The sequence below is a fragment of the Streptococcus canis genome (genome assembly GCF_900636575.1).
Classification (GTDB): Bacteria; Bacillota; Bacilli; order Lactobacillales; family Streptococcaceae; genus Streptococcus; species Streptococcus canis.
Genome location: NZ_LR134293.1, coordinates 1,131,319 through 1,156,163, shown reverse-complemented (window position 1 = coordinate 1,156,163; position 24,845 = coordinate 1,131,319). Strand labels below are relative to the sequence as shown.

Genomic DNA, 24,845 nt, shown 5'->3' with positions numbered 1-24,845 from the left:
TTTTTTGAATCAGATTTGGTTAAGTTTACCGACTTTCTAATTATTCTATTGACTTTAAAGAAATCTTCTCTAAAATAGATAGCATATCAAATCAAAGGTGGTAACTCATATGATTGATTTTTTATTGTTGAAGTCACTACACAGCCTTCTAGGTCTAACTATTACTGTTTGTGATCAAAGTTTTTCTGTGATCAAAGAGTATAAATCCGATAAAACTATTTCACTTTTTTACAATCATTACTTTATTTTAAGTAACTTTAGTAAAACTCAACAGGATTTTTTATTTCATTATGGCTCCTTAGGAGAACTTTTCCTTGTCCACCATATTCAACAATATTATATTATCATTGGTCCTTGGCGTAGTAATGCTATTGACCCTTTATTTCTTAAGAAAAAGCTGACTGAAACAAAAATCAATGCTAGTGAACAAGACTACTTTATTGATAGACTATCCCAATTACCTTTTTTCTCACTTAATCAAATTCGAGAATTACTAATAGTAACCAATTATTGTCTAACTGGGGTTGTGAAAGATAAATTATCAGAACCTTTACATTACTACACAAAAGGATGGAGTAGCTCCTTTGATCTAGATAAAATTAGGCAATTTTCTAATCAGAATTTGAGTTCTTACAAATATCAGTATCGTTTTGAAAATAATATTCTAAAAGCTGTCAAATCAGGTAGTGAGTCCCTTTTGAAAGAAACAGTAGAACACTTCAGCAATGCTATCGTCCCTATAATCAGTGGAGACGAACTGCGATCTGAAAAAAACTACTCCATCATTATTTATGATCGTCTCTCACAGGCCACCATTCAAGTAGGGCTTGATATTGAAACAGCTTATCGAGCACGAGATCGTTTTATAAAAGAAACCGAGTCAATTATAAGTCTCAATGAAGTTTTAAAATTACGTGATACTGCCATCTTATTTTATACTCAACAAGTTAACTCTTTAAATAAACACATCGTAACCCCTCATTCTCAAACTATTCTCACAGTGATTCAATATCTTGAAAATAATCTAAATCGCTTTGTTAAAACAGAAGAAATAGCCAAAGCATGTCACATGAGTGAATCGAAACTACGAAAACTATTTAAGCAAGAAAAACACATCACTATTCATCAATATTTTTTAAACTTAAAAATCGAAACTGCTAAACAGTTACTAGACGAAAATAAGAAAGTAGAAGAGGTTTCCAATTTACTTGGATTTTCCACTTCTTCTAATTTTTCAAGAACGTTTAAAAAAATAGTGGGAATTAGCCCACTGGAATATAAAGAAAAGCTTAAGCCAATATAGTAAGCAAAAGGCAAATATTCCCAACTAAAATAACTGTTAATCCTCTTGTTAGAGTTGATAAGACATCTTTTTTAGTTTGAATTTGTGATTTTTGAGGAAGTCGATATGTCAAGAAAAAAATAGACACAAGGTTAAGAGAATTAATAGTTCTTTCCTTCAAATTCTAAAAGCGATTGATAACCCTAAAGATGAATGCAGGCGTTTAGGCTTGTAGTAAGACTCAATGTATTTTAAAAATTTCAAGCTAGGCTTGTGCAATAAAAGAGGTACATCCCATTTTTTTGGAAACCGCGTCATTATCAGAACATCTTAGTCAATCAATCTAGCTAATCTTTAGTGGTCCACCAATTTCGTTTTATTTGCATACATTGACACCTGATAATATCGCCTCATTACTGCTAACATTTTAGGTGATAAAGTGAAGCTAAGGGTAACACGAGCCATAATATGATTATTACTTTTCTTACTAGGCGTGTCTAATTGAATATTGACCCTCGAGGGTTTTGTTTTTCTACACCTCATAGTTAGTACGCATATCAGAGGTACTCTTTAAAGTGTATTGATAAGTAGTATCTGATTGCCTCACATATTCATATCTATCCGTCTTAAAGATGACCTACTTATGAGATGCTAGAACAAAGTCATTGAAGCATACGATAATATGATTAGTATGCATAATGGAACTATTTCCCTTTTCTTCCACTTCCAGATTTTGGAATTCTTTAACTGTAAACTGGATATAATAAAGTGCGCTTCCATATCTTGGAAACGCACTTTATTATATTCTCATATTATTGAACTCAGCAATAAAAACTATAAAAATGAGTTTTTATTTACGTAGGTCCTTATTCACTTTAATGCCTAAGTCCAGCATTTTTTGAGGGATAGGAATCCTCCCTAATTTACTCAAAAGCTAATTTAGTTAGTTTGATGCCATATACCTTGACCTGCCGAAAGTGTATAAAGTCCCAGTGCTGCAGCACCTAGATGCTCACTGTCTATTTTTTTAGAAGAAACGGCAACTTCTCCGGCTGAGTTAACTCCGACATAATATTTTTTCATTCCAATAGAGGCATTGCTGTCAGAGTCTGTTACATAAATGGCTTCAAGATTTCCCTCAGAATTAAAATCGGCTCCCCATAAGTTAATAACATGACTAATCCCTATATTGTTATAAGTATGTGAAATGGCAAGAGCTTTACCTGCTATCAACTCCTGTTTAATGAGCTGACTAATTTCATTAATTGTTTTGGTCCTTAAATTATATCGGTTAGTTAATAGTTTACTTTGGTCTCCTCTTGTAAATACCTGATCAAAAATCCCCCCTCTAAGATCTTTATTTCCTTCTTTTACTGGGGTTTTATCATAGTTATCTAAACTCAAACGATAGCCGTTAATAAACATATCAATCACATGATCAGGGAAAACTCCTCTACGTCTAGCAGATAATGTTGGAAAGGCTTTTTCTTTGAAATATTCAAATAATTTACTATCTAACTGGCGATCTTTAGTACTAATGGCCTCTTTGACATCAAACATCTGTTCACCATTGAAGATGATTGCTTGTTTTTCGGGGTGCTCTGTCAAATAACCTTCAATTTGATTTTTATTTTGGTCAAACCACCAGTGAAGCATATTTCCTGCGGTAGCCGCCGCACAAAGAAGGTCATCCTTACCATTAAACGTTTTGGTAATATCATACCACCCTTGATTTGCTATATAGGGAGCATGACTCCCGTCTGTGCCTTCAATAAAATTCGTCGGAGGGGTAACTCCTTTAGTCCAAATTGACGTGATATGGGACGGAGTTGCTTCAGAGTATGTAGTGATCTGATTGCGATCGATGTTGTCAGCAAGAACATTATGACTTCCCATTAAACTAAAGATTGTTGCTGCTGTCAAAATAGCGGTTGAAAAAGAATAATATCTTTTTTTCATAGAAACCTCTCTTATATTTATAATATGATTACATTTTAATGTTTAACAAAATTCCAAAATAACATTCGTATCACTTTAACTATAATAAATAAAAATCCTTAAAAAGAGCCCAAGACATGCTTAACTCAGGCTCTGGTTTCATCATTTAAAGTGAAATCCTATAAGCTACTTGCTTATTCGCCAAATTCGCCTTTATAACTTGGGAAGGAAGCTGCTAGTGGATTATTCTGCTTAATACCTGCTAAAAATGGCAGTTTATTCCATTTATCTTTATAGCCCTCTTCTAACTCAGTTTTAAATTTCCAAACAAGTTTATAAGAAAAATAAGTATGTGAATGACGACCATAAGTATCAACTAAAACATGGGAAAATTTACCATCATTTTTTAGTTTGTAAAATTTATCTAAAGAATTACTCCATCCAGTATAACCAGGGAACTTATCAAATTCCTGATTAAAATTTGTCTGTTGGCTATTCCAATCATAATGCCATTGTGTATTATTTCGAGTTTCAGAACGAACTGTGCCATTCCAGTAATGATGCTCGTAAATTACTTGAGTAGGTGCCTTAACACCTTTAGGCAAGAAGACAGAGAAATCAGGATAAACCCACTTTTCTTGAGCAGAGTTAAAACTCACGACCCATTCTATACTTTTACCGTCATCAGATAATTTTTTTGTATAATCTACATAATTCGTTACATCATAATTACCTTGCCAATAAAGATGAACTTTACCTTCATGGTCAATATTATCATGAGCATAGACCGGATTATATGAACTAAATAGCATCAATCCCATAGTAGCTGCTAGTAACGAATTACGAATATATTTTTTATAATTTTTCATATTATGTAAAAACCTTTCTTTTTTTATACTAATATTATACACCAATAAAACTTATAAGTAAATATAAAATGACGTTTTTATTATAAAAAATAATAAATTAGACAAAAAGAAGAAAAATAGTTTTGTCATTAATAAACCATTACTGAACTCTGCTTTAGTAGGAAGACCTTTCCTTTATCCTTATCCATTTGATACATTTTCTGCTATGCAGCAACGTACACTAATGAATGACTTTTAAGTGTTACGTCTGTAAGCAACAGTAAAGACATGATTAACTCTTAAGTTTTCAATATAAGTGCACAATAAAAACTCATAAGATTTTCTAGTAAAATAGTTTTGAACAAACATCTTACGGAAGAAAACCCTATGAGCTATCATTATTCTACTATTAGAAGAGAGAAAACGTATTCTTATTTATCTAACTCAGAGACTAAGCTTATCTGAAATAGCGACCTTGCTCAACCGCCACTCATCTATTTTGCCTACAGTCTGAGATAACTAATACTAGTCTTCATCTTCCAAGGCTTCTTTACGTGCTTCTTGTTTTGCGCGCTCTTTTTGACCTTCTAAGTACGCATCACGATAGGCTTCTTGAAGATCGCGTGGTAGATCTGGAGACAAGGCCATGTCTCGTCCTGCAAGTCCGTCCCCAAAGCCTGCCTCATAGGCTTCTTCAAATTGAACGTCAACGCGATCTAGCTCTTCTGCCTCTTCATCTTCCAAGGCTTCTTTACGTGCTTCTTGTTTAGCGCGCTCTTTTTGACCTTCTAAGTACGCGTCACGATAGGCTTCTTGAAGATCGCGTGGTAGGTCTGGAGACAAGGCCATGTCTCGTCCTGCAAGTCCGTCCTCAAAGCCTGCCTCATAGGCTTCTTCAAATTGAACGTCAACGCGATCTAGCTCTTCTGCCTCTTCATCTTCCAAGGCTTCTTTACGTGCTTCTTGTTTAGCGCGCTCTTTTTGACCTTCTAAGTACGCGTCACGATAGGCTTCTTGAAGATCGCGTGGTAGGTCTGGTGACAAGGCCATGTCTCGTCCTGCAAGTCCGTCCCCAAAGCCTGCCTCATAGGCTTCTGACTTAGCTTTATCTTTTTGACCATAATCATAACCATAATCATAACCTAAAGTGTAATCATCTTCAGATTGCTTTGGTTTTCTTTCTTTATTATTCTTAGCATCATCGTACCCATCTTGACTGCCCTGAGCAAATTGAGAATGATGAGTTTCTTCCTCCCTATCTAAATAGGTTCCACTATCACTATTGGTTATCTGACTCTCTAAAAAACAGGTTTCAGCTAAAGTAACTTTACCTGTACACATTCCTGTAGCAAGTATCACCATTGCCCCGGCATACATCCAGTGCTTACCCGATTTCCATGTTCTAAATTTTCCTTTTAGTTTGTTCATTAAATTAACTATACCTCACTTTTTATATAATTATTTTTTGATTAGAAAACAATTATATATATACAAGCTCTTTTTTTGGGTATTTTTTTATTTTTTGAACAATCAATTATTTAAGATCACTTTCAGACTTTTCTATTTTCATGGGATTAAGGCTATGCCGCTCTTCATTCTAATATCAAACTAATATCAAACTAATATCAAAGTTGAAGAATCCACCACACGTATCGAGAATAGCTAGGGGTATTTAACCATATAGTGAACATTGCGGCATAGAGCCACAATCAAGACAATAATAAGGAAAGCAAGGAGCTTAAGCCTATTTAGGTAAATAACTTGATCTAGGAAAAAGCTCCCAACTGCTACCATCAGCAGGATAACCATGGCTATTTCCAAAATAGTCCACAAGGCAACAAGTGGTTTTCTCCTGAGTTTCTTGATAGAAATTACAGATTCCCTAAAGAATGATTTGTTCCAACTAACTCTTTAACATGGTCTCAATAGGATTGCCCCAAAAACGTCGAATTGTTCTTCCTGATGATTTAACCTTAATGAGGAAGAGAGTCTTTCTCCTCTAATTCAAGGAAGTTCTTCAAGCTTGAAAACCCTAGTGGTTACTTGCTATTTCACCTTGTTTATGGTATCATTTCACAGGTTGTAGGTGCTTGTTTTTTTAACATAGCAAGGCTGTCAAAGCTAAAGAGCTAACCAGTTAACCTACTTTTAACTTATCTCACATCATCCGAAAATGTCCTAGCAGATACTTGCTTAGTGATTAGTGATGCATTAGTAAAGGAATCAAACGAATGAATGACATTATGTCTGACTTTCAAAATAAGACCTGCTCTAAGAATAATTTTATTGTTGGGCCTTGTTCCATTGAATCTTATGATCAGATTAGATTATCAGCTGCCAGTGCCAAAAAACTTGGCTACAACTATTTTAGAGGAGGCGCCTATAAACCTAGGACATCTGCTGCCTCTTTTCAAGGCCTTGGCCTGCAAGGAATTCGTTACTTGCATGAGGTTTGTCAGGAATTTGGCTTACGATCGGTCAGCGAAATCATGTCCGAGCACCAATTAGAAGAAGCCTATGACTATCTGGATGTCATTCAGGTTGGTGCCCGCAACATGCAAAATTTTGAGTTTTTAAAAACCTTGTCACACATTGACAAACCGATTTTGTTTAAACGGGGCCTGATGGCTACTATCGAGGAATTCTTGGGGGCTCTTTCCTACTTACAAGATACTGGAAAATCCAATATTATCTTATGCGAGCGTGGTATTCGTGGCTACGATGTGGAAACCAGAAATATGCTTGATATTATGGCAGTTCCTATTATCCAACAAAAGACAGATTTACCGATTATTGTGGACGTCTCCCATTCGACAGGCAGACGAGATTTGCTCTTGCCTGCGTCCAAAGTAGCTAAAGCTGTCGGCGCCAATGGCATTATGATGGAGGTTCATCCTAATCCCGACCACGCGCTGTCAGACGCCGCCCAGCAAATTGATTACAAACAATTAGAAAAATTGGGGCAGGATCTTTGGCAAGATTAATCCCTGAACAGCACGACCTTATCTCTCTTGCCTAGTACTGACGAAAGGAATGCTTATGCCACAAACACTTCATGTCCATTCTCGAGTTAAGGATTACGATATCCTGTTTACCAATGATGTTTTAAAAACTTTGGCAGATTGCCTTGGTGAGCGCAAGCAGCGTAAACTCTTGTTTATTACCGATCAAACGGTCTATGACTTGTATCAGCCTCTCTTTGAGGACTTAAGTCAGCAGTACACTGCTTTTGTCCATATCTGTCCACCGGGAGGGCAATCTAAGTCTCTGGAACGTGCCAGTGCTATTTACGACCAGCTCATCGCTGAAAATTTCTCTAAAAGGGACATGATAATCACTATTGGTGGCGGTGTTATTGGAGATCTAGGTGGTTTTGTCGCTGCAACCTTTTACCGTGGTATTCCTTACATTCAAATTCCAACAACCTTACTTAGTCAGGTGGATAGCAGTATCGGGGGTAAAGTTGGAGTCCATTTTAAAGGTTTGACCAATATGATTGGCAGCATTTACCCTCCAGAAGTTATTCTCATTTCCACAACCTTCTTAAATACCCTTCCTCAACGTGAGTTTTCCTGCGGTATCAGTGAGATGCTCAAAATTGGTTTTATCCATGATAGACCACTTTTTCAGCAATTACTTGATTTTCAGAAAGAAAACAATGAGCAGGAATTTGAAGATCTCATTTACCAATCCATTTCCAATAAAAAACGGATTGTGGAGCAAGATGAATTTGAAAATGGCTTGCGCATGTCCTTAAACTTTGGTCACACCTTGGGTCATGCAATTGAGTCACTCTGTCATCATGATTTTTACCATCATGGTGAAGCGATTGCCATTGGTATGGTGATTGATGCTAAGCTAGCTGCTTCTAAAAAGCTCTTGCCAAAAGAGGACTTAAATAGCCTCGTTCAAGCTTTTGAACGTTACCAGTTACCAACAACACTTGAAAGAGCTGATGTCTCTGCGCAACCCCTCTTTGATGTCCTTAAAACAGATAAGAAGAATTCTGACCAGCATATTATCTTTATATTACCCACAGAAACTGGTTTTACCACCCTCGCCATTAACAAAGATGATCAAGCATTTGTTAACACTTTAGACTATTTACTTTGAACGATCAAACTGAACAGCTCCCTGTCAAATAGACAGGGAGCTGTTCAGTTATGCTACGATTAGTTGTCATGACTTAGGGAAATAATCTTCAAAAAGCAGGGCTTTGATAGCGCCGACTGGCATGTCTTGACCTGTGATTAATTTAAAGGCTTCTGCTCCTTGATAAAGCACCATGCCCAGCCCATTAATGACTTTTTGGGCGCCATGTTGACGGGCAAAGGCTAGTAACTTGGTTTCTACTGGGCTATAGACGATGTCAAAGACAACCAAGTCTGGGCGAATGAGCTCCGGCTCGGTAATCAAACTTAGATCTTCTAAAGGCTTCATTCCTACACTTGTAGCATCAATAAATAGATGAGATTCCCTGATGGCCTCCTTAAAGGCGGTCTGATTTCCCAAATCTTGAAGGCTTACTTTGGTCCTTGTTAGCTGGTTCAGTTTTGTCACAAGTTTTTGAACGCTACTCAGACGAGCAGCTTGTCGGTTAAACAAACGAACCTCTTTGGCGCCGTCAAAAGCTAGCTGGACAGCAATAGCTTTTCCTGCCCCACCGGCCCCTGCTAAGGTAACGATTTTGTTCTTCACCGACACCCCTTCGTCAGCCAAGGCTCTTACCGCTCCTATACCGTCTGTAATATGTCCCACGAGATGTCCTTTACCATCCTTATTGACAACCGTATTGACCGCACCGACCAGCTCAGCAGCTGGCGATAAGTCATCCAATAAGGGCAAAATAGCTTCCTTATTGGGCATAGACACATTGGAACCTCGGATTCCTAAGGCACGAATCCCTTGCACGGCATCTGCTAATTGCTCTGTCCCCACTTCAAAAGCAAGGTAGGCATAATCCAGCCCCAGTTTAGCATAGGCTTCGTTGTGCATTTTGGGAGACAAACTATGACGAATAGGAGTAGCAAGCAAAGAGACCAGCAGAGTGTGGCCTGATAAGCGTTCTGACATTTGGTAATTTCACCTTCCATTTCAACCTTTTAAAGGCGCCTTTCACATAATAAAGCACGCCTTTTTGTTTTTTATTATACCTTTTTTTACAGAATTCATCAGACTTGGTGCCAAAGAAGTTTTCTTCTACTTATGCCAAATCCCAAAGGCCAATTTGAATACTGTCTTCAGTTAAGTCAGGTCCTTCAATGACTTCAAGAGTCACTGCCAGATACAAAACAGTCAACATATCATCGAAGAAAATAACCTCTTCTAACTGACTCAAGTGGCTATCAGCTAGCATCAAGGTTTCTTGCTTAATAGAGCTCTGACTCCCATAGCTGATTGTCACGGACACACTAAGAGGGGTGCCTGTGTGATTTTGCAAGCTCATGGCTCCTATGGCTTGTACCGTATCATATTGGTAGCAATACGTTAGCTTTTGTTGACTTGTGGTAATCAGGGATTGCTTGGCGACTAAACTGAGATTCTGGTGCCGTCTTTTGCCTGCTTGTGCTAGGTTAAGCCTTGCCTCAACTGGCATTGATTGACCAAAACAAGAAACATAACCCGTGACAACAATAGGCTTGGTAAAGGTTTTCTCTTTTAGGCACCATGTCACTGGAAAAGCTTTTTTTACAAGAGAGCCTTGAGCATCTTTGACTTGGAGCCACTGAGGCAAGAAGATGTCGTCGCCTTTTTTAAAGTCAAATGCCTGAGGACAAACCTGCAAAGGCAGAGATAAATAGTGTTGGTAACTGGTGACAAGAATGTGCGGGGTCCCAACCTTATCTGCTTTCTGTTGGTCTTTTTTGTTCTCCAAATAGGAAAGGGATTGTGTGCTTTTTAGACGAGATTGACCAACTCCTTGTTGACTTGTCAGTCGGCGCTTTTTAAACTGATATTTCTCTAAAGGTAGTGTCAATACACGTTCTTGGGGGGCACGGTAGGCTACTTGTGTTTGAAAAACACTGCTAAGTTGCTGCGGCCCCTTTGCAGTGACCTTAATGCGTCCTGCCTCTCCAGTGAGGGCTAGAATGGCTAGTAATTTTCCTCCATATGCCTGACGCAGAAGCTCTTGATAAGGAGTGTGGTCAGCAGGATTACCGTTATCAAGAGCCAACAAACGGGCTGGTCCTTCTACCTGAACCTGTAGCCAATCTTGAGCATGGCTGACCAACTCACCTCGGCTATCCAAGAGTGATAAGTCCAAATAAAGCAATTCCTGAGGGGAGTCAATAGGTGGTTCAAAAGCTTGCCAAGATAGCTGCGCCACTGACCCATAAGTTCTAACTTGAGAACGTCCACTGGTTTTGGAAATATTTTTTCCAGAAATGTCATAGGCTACTGCCCTCAGCAACCCTTTTTGATAGGGCACTCGCCAAGTAAGGTAAAGGTTCTCATGAGGATTCTTAGCAGCGTCAGCTCCTTGGTAAAGTTGATAAGTATGCCCCGTTGGGGTGCTATGAGTCTGAAATGCCTTTGTCCCATAATCTGTTAAGTTGCCCTGCTCATCTTCAAACATCAGTTGAACACTAGCAGCATTGCTATAAACCACAACCTCCACCAATCCCTGCTCATCAAAACAGAGCTGTTCCTTCCGCCAGATTGGTAACAGGTGCAAGGTGGTCTGCCCCTGCGCCCACTGACTTTGGTAAAAATAATAGCTATCTTTTGGAAAACCTGCTGTGTCTAAAATACCAAAATAGGCATTTTTAGGAGAGGGCCAAAGACCTACAGCACCGCTGTCAATCTTATTCCAAGGCGTAGGCTCCCCTAAATAATCAAAGCCTGTCCAAACACATTCGCCAGCAACAAAATCACGGGTAATAGTATCATACCAAGCTTGGCTAGCAAAGGCACCCCAGTCAACCTTAGCATGATCATAGGAGGTCAAGTGGTAACTTGAGTCAAGAACTTTTTGTTTCTCTTTATAATAAGCCCTGCTAGTAATGGCTGAGGCTGTTTCAGAGCCATACAAAAGCCAGTCAGGGTGTTCCTCATGAAGCCTATCATAGTCTTCTCCATTAGCATAGTTTAACCCAATTAGTCCCTGAGGATGGTCTAATCGACTAAGAATCGTTGCCATTTGCAACACTTCCTCATGCCAACAGAAGTTAGGATCTTTTAATTTATTATCCCCAAAGGTAATGGGACGTGAGGTGTCAATAGCAGCAATCCATTGGCAAATTTGCCTTGTTATCTCTGGGTAATGACTGACATCGGCTGAAAAACCTTCCATCAATTCATTACCAATAGACCACATCAACACTGACGGGTCATTCTTTGCGGACCAGACCATGGCCTCAATACTATACTGGGCCCAACTCGTTTCAGGTGACCTCACTCTTTGGAGATAGCTTGCATTTTCAGTTCCTATAGCCTGATGAAAATAGTTTGAAAAGTCATTAACATTTCCATTTTTGGCATAGGTCCAAGTGTCAAAGGCTTCTTCAATCACAAAAAAACCAAGACGATTGGCTAATTGCCTAAGTTTGGGACTACTTGGGTTATGGGTGCTACGAATGGTATTAGCCCCCATGTCTTTCAACAGGACTAATTGTCTAGCTAAGGCATCTTCGTAAGCACAGGCTCCTAGACCTCCTTGGTCATGATGCAGACAGACCCCCTTTAATTTGACAGCTCTGCCGTTCACAAAAAGCCCCTGATTAGCCGTAAAAGCAAGCTGACGAAAACCAGTTTCAAGGGAAAAGCGATCAATGACCTGACCTTGATAGCAAAGAGTGAGTTCTAAATCGTAGAGTTGAGGATTATCTGGCGACCACAATTGGAGCTCTTCCAAAGTCAGTGTAAGGCCATACTGTTTTGATAAAGCCAATTCATCTAGAGATACTTCTGTCAGTTGATAAAGGAGCTTCCTGTTTTTGGAGTGATGTGATTGTTCCCATAAACAGAGACTCAGTTGGTAGTGAAAAGTCTGAATAGACTGATTAAGAGCAAAGCGTAAATCAACTTTCTTTTGTGTCTTCTCCTGCACAGCAGTATTAGCCAAGGTCAATGATACCTGGTCTGCCACAAAATGAAGCTGGGGAAGGACAGATAAACTCACTTCACGATAAAGACCACTACCTGAATACCAACGCGAACTTGGAACCTTGTTTTCAACCCGAACAGCGAGAAGATTTTCAGCCCCAACTCTTACAAACTGTGATATGTCATAGCTAAATTCCTGATAACCATTGAGGTGTTTGCCTACAAAGTGCCCATTAACATAGACCTCAGTTTCCATATAGGCCCCTTCAAAGGTGAGTTCGATAGGCCGACAACTCAAGCTATCATCTATCACAAAATAGTTGCGATACCAACCGACACCACCTAGTTTATAGGCACTTTCAGCCTCACCATTTCTTGTGTAAGGCTGCGTAAGACTGAAATCATGCGGTAAATTGATTTCCTGCCAGTCCGAATCATCAAAGGAAGGGTTCTGAGCACACGTCACATCTGACATAAGAAAACGCCAGCCTTGGTTAAATCGCTGCCTGCGCCCCTCTTGATAAAGATAGTGAAACTGATAGGTTCTGACTAACTTTCCTTGGCTAGCTTGTCTCATAAAAGTCTCCTGTTTGAAGTTACTGGTCGCCTTTAATGGCTTGGTAGTTATCCTTATAACGGTCTCGAAATTCTTTTGGCGATAAACCATTCAACTTTTTAAACATCTTGATAAAATAATGATTGGTATTATAGCCTGTTTCATAAGCAATTTCATTGATAGTTTTGTTGGTGTAAAGCAATAACTGCTGCGCTTTTTGAATTCTAACGTGATTTAGGTATTGGGCAAAACTGCGTTCGGTTTCGTTTTTAAAACATTGTCCTAAATAAACTCCATTGACATGTAACCTATCTGCGATAGCTTTAAGGGTCAACTCTTGATGGTATTCTTTGCGAATACAATCAATGGTTTCACTGACTAAGTCGGAGTAGCGTTTTTCAGGAGAATGACTCTGATTGGTGAGATCCAATACTTTTTTTAGCTCAGTCAAAATGCGATCAATGGATTGACTGTCATGAATGGTTTTTACCATGGACAGATAGGTCATTTTATCCAAAATTGGAAATTGACGGTAAATGTCAGAAAAGAGTAAAAAGGAAACGTGTTTGACATCCTCTGGTGAAAAATTCAAAGTCTTCATCTCATCAAAAATGGCTTCTAATTTAGACAAGATTGTAGGTTCGTCCCCTATCATCAACGCCTTGTTAAAGGCAAAAAACTGCAAACGAGACTCCGGAAGTTCAATTTTTTGACCCCCCTTTATTCTAGCCGATGACATTTTACTGTTGTAAAAAAGGCTCTTGCGCACCTGATTGTAGCTTTCATAAACATTTTCCCAATCATCAACTGTTTCCCCCAAAATGATTTGGTTAATGGTCCTTGCCAATCGGACTTGCAACTCATTGGTAAAAGCCTTGGCACGGCTGGCTTTCCCAAGTAAGACAGCTAGATAAAGCTTTTTGTCTTCCTCTTTTTTGAGGTAAAAAGGCTGTCCTTCTTGTTTAAAATAAGTGTCAATGGCTGTTTGCCACTCTTGACAGTCCAAATACAGCACTGTAAAACCAGTTAAAGCAGCTGCTGGCAATCCTTGACTTAATTGCTGAAATTCTTTCTCATTCAATTCATCTGTAAGCCAAAGGGTCAAAAGGCTGTCATGATAGGCTTCTTGACGCAGCGACTCTGCCTGTTGCGCATCCAATAAGTCCTTAAATTGTTTCATCTTAGCCTGTAATTCTGCCTTATCCACAGGTTTTAACAAATACCCCTTGGTCTCTAATTCCATAGCCTTTTGCACATAGGAAAATTCCTGATAGCCTGATAAAATCAAGGTTTGTAGCTGGGGGTGATAGGTTTTAGCTGCTTCAATTAAGTCCAAACCTGTCATTCCAGGCATATTGACATCTGAAATCATGACATCCACAGGGTTTTGAGCCAAATAAGAGAGAGCCTCCTTACCTGATTTTGCTGTTTGAACCACTTCAAATCCAAGTGCCTGCCAATCAATAATCATGGTGAGCCCTTGTAAAATCATGTATTCATCGTCAACTAATAGTACCTTATACATCAAGTGTCCTTTCTAATCCTAATTTGAATGATAAAGCCACCAGTTGACCCCCCTGCCATGGACCAAGAAACCCTATCTCGAAAATGATGGAAAAGACGGAGATAAACATTTTGCAAGCCAATAGAGCTATTGCCTGTTGTTTTTTGCTCTTGTAGGTTTTTTTCTAGAGCTAGCAAACGCTCTTGGCTAATCCCGCGTCCATTATCAAGAATCTGTATCAAGAAATGGTCTGTTTCATCCAAAGCCTTGATGCTCAAGGCATTATCGTGACGGTTATAATCAATGCCATGAACAAAATAATTTTCAACGAGAGGTTGAATGACAAATTTAGGAATTTCTATGTTAGCAAGACTTTCATCAATTTTGACATGGTAGGCAAAGCTATCTGGGTAACGCATTTGGTAGAGGTAAATGTATTTTTCACAAAAAGCCAATTCTTCTTTAAGAGTTGTCATCTTGTCCTGACTGATATTGTTACGCAGCAAACTAGCAAAAGCATAGATGACATCTGCCAGCTCTTCTTGTTGGCAACTAAGGGCGTACATCCGAATATATTCTAGGGTATTGTATAAAAAGTGAGGGTTTATTTGAGATTGCAGGGCTCTCATTTGGGCATTTCGCTGCTCCACCTCTAACACGTAAACCTCATCAATATAAGCTTTAATACTGGCCAACATCTGATTAATGGCTTCCGAAATATGGTACAATTCCAATTCCATATGGCTGTTGTCGATGGTTAAAGACAGGTCTCCTGCTGCAACCATTTCAATGGTATCTGTAATCTCAGAAACCTGCTTGATGTAATTTCGAAAAACTCTAAAGAGGAGTTGTAATAATAACCAAGCCAATAACAGTGAACAACAGCTGTACATTAAAACTGTTCGGACAGCTTCCAGTAACAAGTAAGACTTCTTGATGGCCACATAGGCAAGTAAGTCCCCTGAACGGTTGTATTGAATCTTATAGGCCTTATTAAGACTACTCAGATCGATTGCTTGTTCAGCCTTAATGGCCTGCCTCATATCTGCTTCCAAATGGGGGAATCCCTTGCCCCCTTGACAAAAAAGTTTACGGCCATAATAATCAAAGGCAAAACTAGCTAAATAATGATTTTCTTGCGGCCTTATGACAGTAGTTGGCTCATTAAAAGTCAGGTAAAGACGGCCAGTCACATCTCCTGACTCAGGGTTTCGAATAGAACGAACCAGAAAATTGCCTCTTAACTTATCTGGTTTGCCATACAGGAGACGCCCTGTCTTAATGGCCCTATCAGCGTACAGGTAAGCACTACTGTCATCTAGCAACAAGCTTATGGAAATCAAATCAGGGTACAAGTCAAAGAGTCGTCTCACCTCTTCTGAAAATAGGACCGTGTCTTTTCCTTTTTCCCAGTCTTCAAAAACTTTTGAAAAATACTGGTTTGGGGTTAACATCATGTATTGATAGAGGTTACGATAATCTTCTGAACGGCCAACCAACTGCTCTAAAACCCGTAGGGTAATATAATTTTGGGACTGCAACTTGCTTAAAGTATCCTCCAGTCGCATCTGCGCCTCAGTATCCACTCTTTTATACGTATTACTGATAGAATAACTGCTCAAGCCAATAGCTGCCAAAGTGAAAAAACTTACAATTAACAGGCTATATAATGTCATCAGCCGATTAATCAAAAAGCCTTGCTTAAAATAGTCGGTCACATACTTTCCCAACGTTTTAATGGTCATCAATCACTCCATCTACCAACTGACGATTGGATCTGGTCACAAGATCCAATAAAAAGACCAGAGCGCCAAAGCTTAAAAAAAGAAATAACCCCTTGTATTGCCATGTCACTAAGGCAGTTCCCAGTAAAACTGCAAACATCAGCAAAAAATCTTTAAAACTAAGGAAAACACTGATAAAGGCTAATTTGATGTTTTCCCACAACCGAATGGCATAAATAACCTCGTAAAAGGTCATGTAGCAATAGGTCATGCTCAACCAAATCATGGCTATCAAAATCAGAAATGAAATGATAAACCAAAAAAGGGATTGAAATTGCACCGCCCAATGCAAATTGGTACTTAAAAAAGCGAGACTAACTCCAAAAAGCCAAAAGCTGATGTTGGCTTGTTTAAAAGAGGACTTCCAAAGATGAAAAGCCCGTCTTAAGGAATAGTGTTTCTCCTCTTGACTAGTTTCTAAAAAGAGGGTGACAATAGTTTGCCAGGCAGGCCCCACCCCAAACATAATCAGTCCAGCTAAGGACAAAAGATGAAAAATGAGGGTCAGTTGAATCATTTTCCAAATTAGAAAACAGGCTTTTTCAATTCCATTCATAAGATCTTCCTCTTCTTACTAACAGTTACAAGACTAGTTTTAGCTACTTAGGCACTGTTCTTCTGACTAATAGATTAGACTCTCTTAATATAGCATAATTTGTAAACTTTGGGAAACCGCTTTAATCATTTAATCAAGCTAGCACTAACTCTGCTACTTGTCATTATTAGTCTCTTTTAACAAGCTACCTTTCAGATAAAAAGGGCCAAGGGTCACTCCCTCAGCCCTCAACTTATAATCAGGAAAACGGATTCCTTACTTGTCTTTAGCTACAAAATCGTCCAATTGTTTTTGAACTTCTTTTTGCACCTTGTCCCAACCAGCACCTTTGAGGTCTGCAAGAAGTTTTGGAAGGGCTTCGTCAGGATCCACTGTACCAGTATTGATACTTGCTTTATAACGGTTCATTACGTTTGAGATATTTGACAACTCAGTTTTGATAGATTTAGTATTAACCGTGAACCCAAGGATTGGAGATTCTTTAGCATCTTTAATCGATTGGTCACGTTTGGTAATCATATCATCTGTGATGGATTCTTGAGTATAAAGAATTTTGTTGTTACCAGTGTTCCAAGCACCCATGTGCATTTTTGGTTGGTAGCCATCAAGCAATTTGATTTTCTTGTCGCCTGTTTTTTCCCAAGCTTTGCCCTCAACACCGTAAACAAGGCCATTGAGTAATTCAGGATCACTATTAAGAAGAGAAAGGACTTCAACTGCTTTTTCCTTATTTTTAGACACGTTTGACACTACAAAGTTTGCCATTTGGGCTTGTGATGTGGTTTTTAACGGTTTAGTCAATGGCCGAGACACAATGTCTTTACCAGCAGCATTAGTCAAGATAGTATCGCCGTAGTCCATAGGACCTTGGGTTTCTTCACGCATGAACCAAGTGTTTCCTTCTAGAGGGTAGCCTTCTGTATTGGTCGCTGCATCTGTTGGAATCAAACCTTCTTGATACCATTTGTGCATCAAGCGGAGGTTATCTTTAAAGGATTCATCTTCATATTGATTAATGATGGTTGGCTTACCTTCATCAATTTTAACCGCGAACGGCTGATTTTTAGTCAATGGGTAATCGTAATCACCTGACATGCTAAAGACTTGACCAATGGCAAAAGCTGCTGTGTTTGGTTCTTTTTCGTGGAATTGTTTCAAGACATTTTCAGCCTCAGCATAGGAGTTGATATTTGAAATATCAAGGCCATATTTATCCACTAATTCTTTATTGAAAGACAACATTTGTTGGGCATAGACGTTGGCATCTACTGGGAAGGCATAAAGTTTGCCGTCAATCGTATTTCCTTTAATGTAGGCTGGGTCTAAGTTTTTATAAGTTTTCTTCGCATATTTTGGCATTAATGTTGTCAAATCAGCAAAGGCTCCTTTTTGAGCATTGACCACATAGTTATTGGCAAAAGCAATGTCGTAGTTTTCACCAGAGGCAATGATAGTACTCATTTTATCGTCCCAGTCGCCCCAACCAATGTACTGAAGGTCAACCGTTGCGCCTGTTTTTTCCTTGATACGCTTGTTAGCGATTGTCATCAATTCATCGAAGTTATCAGGTTTTTCACCTACTTGGTACATCAATAATTTGACATCACTGTCCTTCGATGCTGATTTGCTTCCGCAGGCTGCTAAACTAGATGCCGCAAGGACAGTCCCAGTCACACACACGATTTTTTGCCACTTTTTCATAAGTGAAGCCTCCTAAAAAATTTTTTCTTTTGTTACTAATGATTCGATAAGAGCTGGTCTTGTGACCAGTTTCTTAAGTCCTATTCCTTTACCCCACCAATGGTCAAACCACCGACAAAATATTTTTGGAAAAAAGGATACGTTAGGGCAATTGGTAAGGTTGCAATGACCACAATAGCCATGCGAACAGATTCTTTTGGCAAGGATGCTAGGCTATCTGCCATCTGTGCACTCATACCGGCATTTTGTGCCAAGGCCTGTAAGTTGCTCTGAATTTTCATTAACAAGTATTGCATTGGGTAAAGACTCTCACTTTGCACATACAACAAAGCATTGAACCAGTCATTCCAATAAGTCAAGGCAGAAAATAAACTGATGGTGGCAATCCCTGGAACAGCCAAGGGCAGAACAATTTTCATAAAAATCATCCATTCACTAGCCCCATCCATACGAGCTGATTCAATAATACTATCTGGAACCGTCTTTTTAAAGAAGGTTCTCATGACCAAAATGCCAAATGGCCCCAGAGCCATTGGTAAAATCAAAGCCCAAACCGTATCTTTCAATTGCAGTAAATTGCTGACCACCAAGTAATTGGCAACCAGCCCTGGTGCAAACAGCATGGTAATGAGAGCATAGACCGTGAAAAAGCGTCTATAAGGGAAATAAGGCCTTGAAATAGCATAAGCATAGGTTGAGGTCATGGTTGTGTTAATAAAGGTTCCCACCACTGTGATAAAAACAGATACCCCAAATGATTTCATAATCCTCTGTGACATGGCCCCTTGTAAAATATAATGGTAAGCGTCTGTGGACCAAGCTGTCGGAAAAAAACTATAACCATGGTTAATCAAGTAACTTTCATCTGTAAACGAAATAATAATCACAAAGATAAAAGGAATGATACAAGAGATGGCAAAAAGACCAATCAGAATATTAAAGATAGCATTGGTTTTTCGATCAAAAGTTCTAACATTAACCTTTTTGACTTTTTTCTTTTTCTCCATGTTTTCCTCCTAGAACAAGGCCGCATCGGGATCCATACGACGAACAATCGCATTGGTGGCTAACAAGATGCAAGTCCCGACGACCGACTGATACAAACTAGCAGCTGATGCCATCCCAATATCTCCCGTGGCGGTCAAGGCATTATAAACATAAGTGTCCAAAACACTGGTCACATCATAAAGAGGGCCTGAATTTTTTGGAATAACATAGAAGAGCCCAAAGTCCGACTTAAAGATACTACCAATATTAATAATCAATAAGATGGACATCATCGGCAATAATTGAGGAATGGTAATATTCTTAATCTGCTGCCACTTGTTAGCCCCGTCCACCATAGCAGCTTCATAGTAGGTATCTGAAATGCCTTTTACCGAAGCGTAATAGATAATACTGTTGTAACCTAGCCCCTTCCAGACACTCATGAAAAGTAAAATCAAAGGCCACCAAGTTGGATTGGAATACCATTTGATTGGGCTACTGCCACTGCCAACCAGAAGTTGATTAATAAAACCTTTATCAGTGTTTAAAAAGGCAGAAACAAAGTATTCAATAACAACCCAAGATAAGAAATAGGGCAGTAAGGACATGGTATGATAAACTTTAACAGTTTTCTTATTTCGCAATTCACTCATGATGATGGCAAATGCGATAGCAAAGAAAACATTGAACAGTAAAAAGATTACATTATAAGCAATGGTGTTTCTAGTAATCAGCCAGGCATCTTTGGAAGCAAAGAGGTATTTAAAATTATCTAAACCAACCCAAGGACTCTCTTTTAAACTCTCCATAAAGCCTCCGGCTGAATAATGGAAATCCTTAAAAGCAACGACATTGGCTAATACTGGAATGTAAAAGAAAAAAATGAACCAGATGAAACCTGGTAATACCATTAACAGCAGGGCTCGGTATTTAATCATATTTTTCCAAAAGGATGTCTTTTTGTTGGTTTGTTTGGTCATTTCCCAACCTCCCTTTGTGTTAATCAGGTTATGGTTACAGTATATCAAGCGCTTTCATTATCAACAAGCAACAAATTATAGGTATGATAACACAAATTATAGGTATGATAGCACAAAATATAGAATCTCTCAGAAAGCCTTTTTATTCTTTTGGAAATCTGTCATACTAAGGTTAGAAATAAGAGTTTATCTCATGCTAAAGGAGAATCCCTATGACCTTATTATGTCTTGATATGGGAGGTACCTCCCTCAAATTTGCCCTCTACCAAAATGGTCAACTGAGCCAACAAAGCAGTTTTCCTACTCCTGCTGATCTTGAAAGTTTCTATCAGTTGCTCGACCAAGAAGTTGCTCGCTACTCTGCTTACCATTTCTCAGGAATTGCCATCAGTTCACCTGGGGCAGTCAATAAAGAAAAGGGTATTATCGAAGGCGCCAGCGCTATTCCCTACATTCACCATTTTAAAATCCAAGAAGCCTTAGAGGAACGGCTACATTACCCTATTTCTATCGAAAACGATGCCAATTGTGCAGCCTTAGCTGAAGCTACCTTAGGGGCAGGAAAAGGCGCTAGTAGCCTAGCCATGCTTGTTTTGGGAACTGGAGTTGGAGGTAGCTTGGTCATTGATGGCAAGATTTACCATGGTGCTCATTTATTCGGCGGTGAATTTGGTTTTATGATTATGAATCCGCACATGCAAACCTTCAGTCAGTTAGGGACAGTGGTTAATATGGCCAAGCGGTATAGTGCAGCCGTCAATGATGGAAAAGCTTATACTGGCAAAGCTGTCCTTATGCTCGCAGAGCAAGGAGATCCCCTAGCACTTACAGAAAGGCAGATCTTTCTCCAAAGTTTAGCTATCGGTATTTTTAACATTCAACACGCCTTTGACCCTCAACTAATGTTAATCGGAGGCGGTGTTTCCCAAGCTGATTTTTTACTGCCAGCGATTGAAGCTGAACTAGACAAACTCTACCAAGCTGTCGAAATCACCAACCTTAGACCTCAACTAGCTATTTGTCACTTTAAAAACGAAGCCAATCTTCTGGGAGCTGCCATTGATTTTTACCAAGAACACAAGGAGAAATGACCCATGGACCATCTAGATTTTATTGACACGCGCTTTGGCACAGCCAGCCAATATGCCTTTTCACAGGGCAATTGCCTGCCCCTCACAGGTGTCCCTTTTGGAATGAATTATTTAGCTTTAGAAAACCAAGCAAACCGTGGTGCTTGGTGGTTTCATCCCGAGGATCACACTTTTGCTGGGATTCGACTGACCCATCAGCCCAGCCCCTGGATGGGTGATTTTGCTACCGTGACTTTGTTACCAGTTAGCGACCTTGTCAGCAAAGGCGATGTCTTCCACAATCAGAGTTCATATCGTCCAAAGGAAGCCCGTTTTCAGCCACACCTGCTAGAAGTTTTTAGCCAGAGACATCGCATTTTGAGCCGAGCAACAGCCTCCATGTACGGCTTTCATTGTGATTTTTCTTTTGAGAATGGCAGCGCAGGACTGATTATCCACAACCCTGGCAACAGTTTTTGGCAAGTGGAAGCTGATGGTAAAACCCTACTTGGCTGTGTTCAAAACGTTTCTGATTGCCATGACAAAGACCTTTGTATGTATGTTCATCTGCAATTTAGCAGCCCTGTCACCCACAAATACATTGGTGACCAATTGAAATCAGTTGCTTTAGACGATAAAACCAAAACCACTTTTACCTACTTCCAATTTGACGAAAGCCTCCGACACTTGGAAGTGACCGCCGCCACATCCTTTATCAGTTTTCAACAGGCTGCTCTCAATTGGCAAAGAGAATTTCCACAAGATTTTGAAACTTCCTTAGCCAATAACCGCGCCCAATGGACTAACTTTCTAAATCGCATCGAAGTTGAGGACAAAGATTTTGATAAGGTCAAGCTCTTCTACCAACACTTTTACCGAGCCCTGCTTTTCCCACAAAGGTGGTATGAGAATAATGACAACGGCGAAGCAATTCACTACAACACGCTCACCAAAACAGCCACTAAGGGTAAAGCTTACACCAACAACGGCTTTTGGGATACCTACAAATCCCTCTACCCCCTGCTATCCCTAATCGCTCCTGACACCTACGAGGATATCCTAGAAGGACTGCTGAGCAGTTACAAGGACACTGGTTTTCTACCTAAGTGGCTCTCTCCTGATGAAAGAGGACTGATGCCTGGTACCCTTGTGGATGCCGTCATTGCTGATGCTGCCGTTAAAGGCATTGGAGCCCAGTTGATGCCCGACCTGTTAGATGCCATGCTGGATACTGCCAATAAGCAAAGTGATAATCCCAAATTTGGTCGATTAGGAGCAGACGACTACCAAAAATTAGGCTATATTCCTAACCATTACCACGAAAGTGTCAACCAAACCCAAGATTATGCTTACAGTGATTTTTGCATTGGCCAAGTGGCTGGTACTTTAGGAAAGTCAGAGCTAGAGGCTAGCTACCATTTCCGCTCCCTTAACTATCGTCAGTTAATCGACAAAACCAATGGTTTTCTCAGAAGTAAAGACGCCAAAGGACAGTTTCGTCCAAACTTTGATCCTCTTAACTGGGGAGAAGATTATACCGAAGGCTCTAGCTATCAAAATAGCTTTGCTTGTTACCATGATATCTTAGGTTATATCCGATTAACCGGAGGTAAAACTTCCTTTGCTAAACGCTTGGAAACATTGTGTAATCAAGAGCCTCAATTTAAAGTTCATGCTTATGGCTTTGAAATTCATGAAATGAGTGAATTAGCGGCTCTAGATTTTGGACAGATAGCCATCTCCAACCAGCCAAGTTTCCATCTTCCCTATCTTTATCATTACATTGGTCAACCCCATTTTGGACAATTAATTCTTAAGAATCTGCTCAATCACGCCTTTACGCAAGAAGGTTATCCCGGTGATGAAGACAATGGCAGCATGAGCTCTTGGTATCTACTCAATAGCCTAGGAATTTATCCTGTTACTCCTGGAACAGGGCAATACCTGATTGGTATTCCAAACCTTGATAAGGCCTGCCTTCACCTTCCAAAAGGCAAGCAAATTGTTATTAATTGTAAGGGCAATGTTCCCCAGTACCAGTTTGTTACCAAGCTTGACTTCAATCACCACCCCTATCACAAGCTCTACCTGACCCATGATGATCTTGTGAAAGGTTGTCAACTTGACTTTCAACTAGGGCTAGTCCCTCCCCAAATCCATTATTGTTCTGCTGACCTTCCTTTTTCCCTAACAACTTAAATAAGCAAAATCCCCAATCAGTAACTCACTGAATGGGGACTCTTTTTTATGATTAGGGGCATTATTTCTTAACACGGATAAGACCCTAATAAACTCTAGAAAGTCAATAGTCGGTGCGTCACTTCAAAGACATCATCTACATACTTATCTGCTGATAGCTGTAAAAACAATCTCATAACCCTGACGCACACTAGCCATATCGGCTTTGGCAATGCCTTCCTTGGGACTTATCAGTGTCATCATGTCTAACACCGCCAATATCTTAGGTAGCGACCTTTCGCATGACAACTATAAAGAGCTAGATCAGGACACTTCTTTTCTTTTTACTGAACCATTTTGTTGAAGGAGATGTTGTTTAACCTTCCGATCCAAAATAGCTAGTAGTGTCAAGAATAAAATGAGGTAGAAGATGACGATAATCTGACGTAAGGTCGTTGATGTCATGCCAAACCAGTTTAACGACGACAAATCAATCCCGTGAAGAAGCAGATAGTAAAGAAACATCGAGCCATTAGTGACTAACAGCAACCTATCAGCTATCACTGATTTAAGATTTTGATGCCAGCTTGAAAAATCATAATGGTAAAGTTTGACAAAGAAGTAAGCCAAAAAAATACTAAAACAAAGAAAAACATACGATAAGAAGGTATTTTGGCTGATCACTGTAAAAGGTAAACCAAATAAAGGAGCGATAAAGAAAACTATAAATTGCTTGATAAGACTTGTAACCACCATTGGAAAAAGACCATAAAAAACCAAAAGACTGGGCTTTATCGGCCTGCCGTAATACAAAGCTATCAGCACAAAGAAAAGAAGTTCTTCCATCATAACCACTTCAACTGTAAAATAATCTGGTAAAAAGGTCCAGACAACAACTTGAAAGAGTACTATGGCAAGTCCCAAGTAAAAGATTTTTTTGAAACGAAACGGGATTGCGCTAATAAAGCTAAAAAGCTTTAACATTAACATAATCTCAATAATATCCAAAAATACAAAGCCTAAAAATTGAAGAAACTCTTCTAGCATCTATCTTCCTCCTTTGTGTTCAAGTCGTTCCATCACTTCTAATACCTCTTTCAATGCCAAATGAAATAACAAACAAGTCGAGCCAGCTTTAAGATAAGTTTATTAAGATCGTCAAGCTATCTCAGATTGACTACAACATCACGATAACATTGCACCAATTGCGGTTTCAACTGACAAATCTCTGAAATAATCGCATAAAATGTCATTCTATCTTTTTCTGTATATAAAATCAACTGATAGATGTTTCAAAAAGAAGAAACCGGTTAAAAGAATCCTATGATGGTCTATGTTTGGAGGTATAAATAAAATCTTCTAAAGAGCTGTCCACTTTAGCCAGAACATGAGTCATAGCGGTGTGCAGGCGGCCT

General features: G+C 39.4%; 18 protein-coding genes and 1 pseudogene. 6 read left to right on the top strand and 13 right to left on the bottom strand.

Features of this window, described 5'->3' with window-relative positions; all coding sequences use genetic code 11:
- The first annotated feature begins 109 nt into the window (after positions 1-109).
- Positions 110-1,303 carry a YSIRK-targeted surface antigen transcriptional regulator gene (locus EL097_RS05945; protein WP_003044542.1) on the top strand — a complete coding sequence of 398 codons (1,194 nt, stop codon included), beginning with the start codon at positions 110-112 and terminating at the stop codon, positions 1,301-1,303.
- A 918-nt stretch (positions 1,304-2,221) separates the two neighbouring features.
- Here EL097_RS05945 and ideC read toward each other — a convergent pair.
- The gene (gene ideC / locus EL097_RS05940; protein ID WP_003044545.1) at positions 2,222-3,241 is read right to left on the bottom strand and encodes an IgG-specific cysteine endopeptidase IdeC; all 1,020 of its coding nucleotides are present in this window, start codon (positions 3,239-3,241) and stop codon (positions 2,222-2,224) included.
- Positions 3,242-3,414: 173 nt separating this feature from the next.
- On the bottom strand, positions 3,415-4,089 hold the full coding sequence (locus tag EL097_RS05935) for a hypothetical protein (protein WP_003044548.1): 675 nt from the start codon (positions 4,087-4,089) through the stop codon (positions 3,415-3,417).
- 373 nt (positions 4,090-4,462) lie between these two features.
- Here EL097_RS05935 and EL097_RS11210 point away from each other — a divergent pair, with 373 nt between their 5' ends.
- Positions 4,463-4,582: a helix-turn-helix domain-containing protein gene (locus tag EL097_RS11210; RefSeq protein WP_221622104.1), complete on the top strand. Its 120-nt coding sequence runs from the start codon at positions 4,463-4,465 to the stop codon at positions 4,580-4,582.
- Positions 4,583-4,593: 11 nt separating this feature from the next.
- Here the strand turns inward: EL097_RS11210 and EL097_RS05930 are convergent, their stop codons facing one another.
- Both EL097_RS05930 and EL097_RS11205 read right to left on the bottom strand, forming a co-directional pair.
- On the bottom strand, positions 4,594-5,496 hold the full coding sequence (locus EL097_RS05930) for a KxYKxGKxW signal peptide domain-containing protein (RefSeq protein WP_081587245.1): 903 nt from the start codon (positions 5,494-5,496) through the stop codon (positions 4,594-4,596).
- Positions 5,497-5,733: 237 nt separating this feature from the next.
- Positions 5,734-5,970 (bottom strand): annotated as a pseudogene (locus EL097_RS11205) (hyaluronan synthase); the annotation flags it as partial.
- A gap of 329 nt (positions 5,971-6,299) precedes the next feature.
- On the opposite strand from EL097_RS11205, the gene EL097_RS05925 reads away from it, so the two are divergent.
- Together EL097_RS05925 and aroB are read left to right on the top strand one after the other, a co-directional pair.
- The gene (locus tag EL097_RS05925) at positions 6,300-7,052 is read left to right on the top strand and encodes a bifunctional 3-deoxy-7-phosphoheptulonate synthase/chorismate mutase (protein ID WP_003044557.1); all 753 of its coding nucleotides are present in this window, start codon (positions 6,300-6,302) and stop codon (positions 7,050-7,052) included.
- A gap of 55 nt (positions 7,053-7,107) precedes the next feature.
- Positions 7,108-8,181, top strand: coding sequence for a 3-dehydroquinate synthase (gene aroB / locus EL097_RS05920; protein WP_003044560.1), 1,074 nt, complete (start codon positions 7,108-7,110; stop codon positions 8,179-8,181).
- Between the two features lie 66 nt (positions 8,182-8,247).
- Here the strand turns inward: aroB and EL097_RS05915 are convergent, their stop codons facing one another.
- From EL097_RS05915 to EL097_RS05880, 8 genes are all read right to left on the bottom strand, one after another.
- Positions 8,248-9,141: a shikimate dehydrogenase gene (locus EL097_RS05915; RefSeq protein WP_003044562.1), complete on the bottom strand. Its 894-nt coding sequence runs from the start codon at positions 9,139-9,141 to the stop codon at positions 8,248-8,250.
- Positions 9,142-9,271: 130 nt separating this feature from the next.
- Complete coding sequence (locus EL097_RS05910; protein ID WP_039994695.1) at positions 9,272-12,781, bottom strand: glycoside hydrolase family 2 TIM barrel-domain containing protein; 3,510 nt, start codon at positions 12,779-12,781, stop codon at positions 9,272-9,274.
- Positions 12,711-14,195, bottom strand: coding sequence for a response regulator transcription factor (locus EL097_RS05905; protein WP_003044567.1), 1,485 nt, complete (start codon positions 14,193-14,195; stop codon positions 12,711-12,713). Before EL097_RS05905 ends, EL097_RS05910 begins: the two co-directional genes overlap by 71 nt.
- Positions 14,195-15,919 (bottom strand): sensor histidine kinase, encoded by a 1,725-nt coding sequence (locus EL097_RS05900; protein ID WP_099983254.1) that lies wholly within the window; start codon positions 15,917-15,919, stop codon positions 14,195-14,197. Before EL097_RS05900 ends, EL097_RS05905 begins: the two co-directional genes overlap by 1 nt.
- Positions 15,909-16,514 carry a YesL family protein gene (locus EL097_RS05895; protein WP_003044575.1) on the bottom strand — a complete coding sequence of 202 codons (606 nt, stop codon included), beginning with the start codon at positions 16,512-16,514 and terminating at the stop codon, positions 15,909-15,911. Before EL097_RS05895 ends, EL097_RS05900 begins: the two co-directional genes overlap by 11 nt.
- A 255-nt stretch (positions 16,515-16,769) precedes the next feature.
- Complete coding sequence (locus tag EL097_RS05890) at positions 16,770-18,215, bottom strand: ABC transporter substrate-binding protein (protein ID WP_003044577.1); 1,446 nt, start codon at positions 18,213-18,215, stop codon at positions 16,770-16,772.
- Positions 18,216-18,295: 80 nt separating this feature from the next.
- A complete protein-coding gene (locus EL097_RS05885) occupies positions 18,296-19,222 on the bottom strand; it encodes a carbohydrate ABC transporter permease (protein ID WP_003044580.1) in 927 nt (308 codons plus the stop codon).
- A 9-nt stretch (positions 19,223-19,231) separates the two neighbouring features.
- Positions 19,232-20,182 (bottom strand): ABC transporter permease, encoded by a 951-nt coding sequence (locus tag EL097_RS05880; RefSeq protein ID WP_003044583.1) that lies wholly within the window; start codon positions 20,180-20,182, stop codon positions 19,232-19,234.
- A gap of 212 nt (positions 20,183-20,394) precedes the next feature.
- Between EL097_RS05880 and EL097_RS05875 the strand changes: the two genes are divergently transcribed.
- Both EL097_RS05875 and EL097_RS05870 read left to right on the top strand, forming a co-directional pair.
- Positions 20,395-21,273, top strand: a complete 879-nt coding sequence (locus EL097_RS05875) for an ROK family protein (RefSeq protein WP_003044585.1) — start codon at positions 20,395-20,397, stop codon at positions 21,271-21,273.
- Between the two features lie 3 nt (positions 21,274-21,276).
- Positions 21,277-23,451, top strand: coding sequence for a GH92 family glycosyl hydrolase (locus tag EL097_RS05870; protein ID WP_003044587.1), 2,175 nt, complete (start codon positions 21,277-21,279; stop codon positions 23,449-23,451).
- Between the two features lie 303 nt (positions 23,452-23,754).
- Here EL097_RS05870 and EL097_RS05865 read toward each other — a convergent pair whose 3' ends face one another.
- A complete protein-coding gene (locus EL097_RS05865; RefSeq protein ID WP_003044592.1) occupies positions 23,755-24,477 on the bottom strand; it encodes a hypothetical protein in 723 nt (240 codons plus the stop codon).
- Positions 24,478-24,845 lie beyond the last annotated feature (368 nt).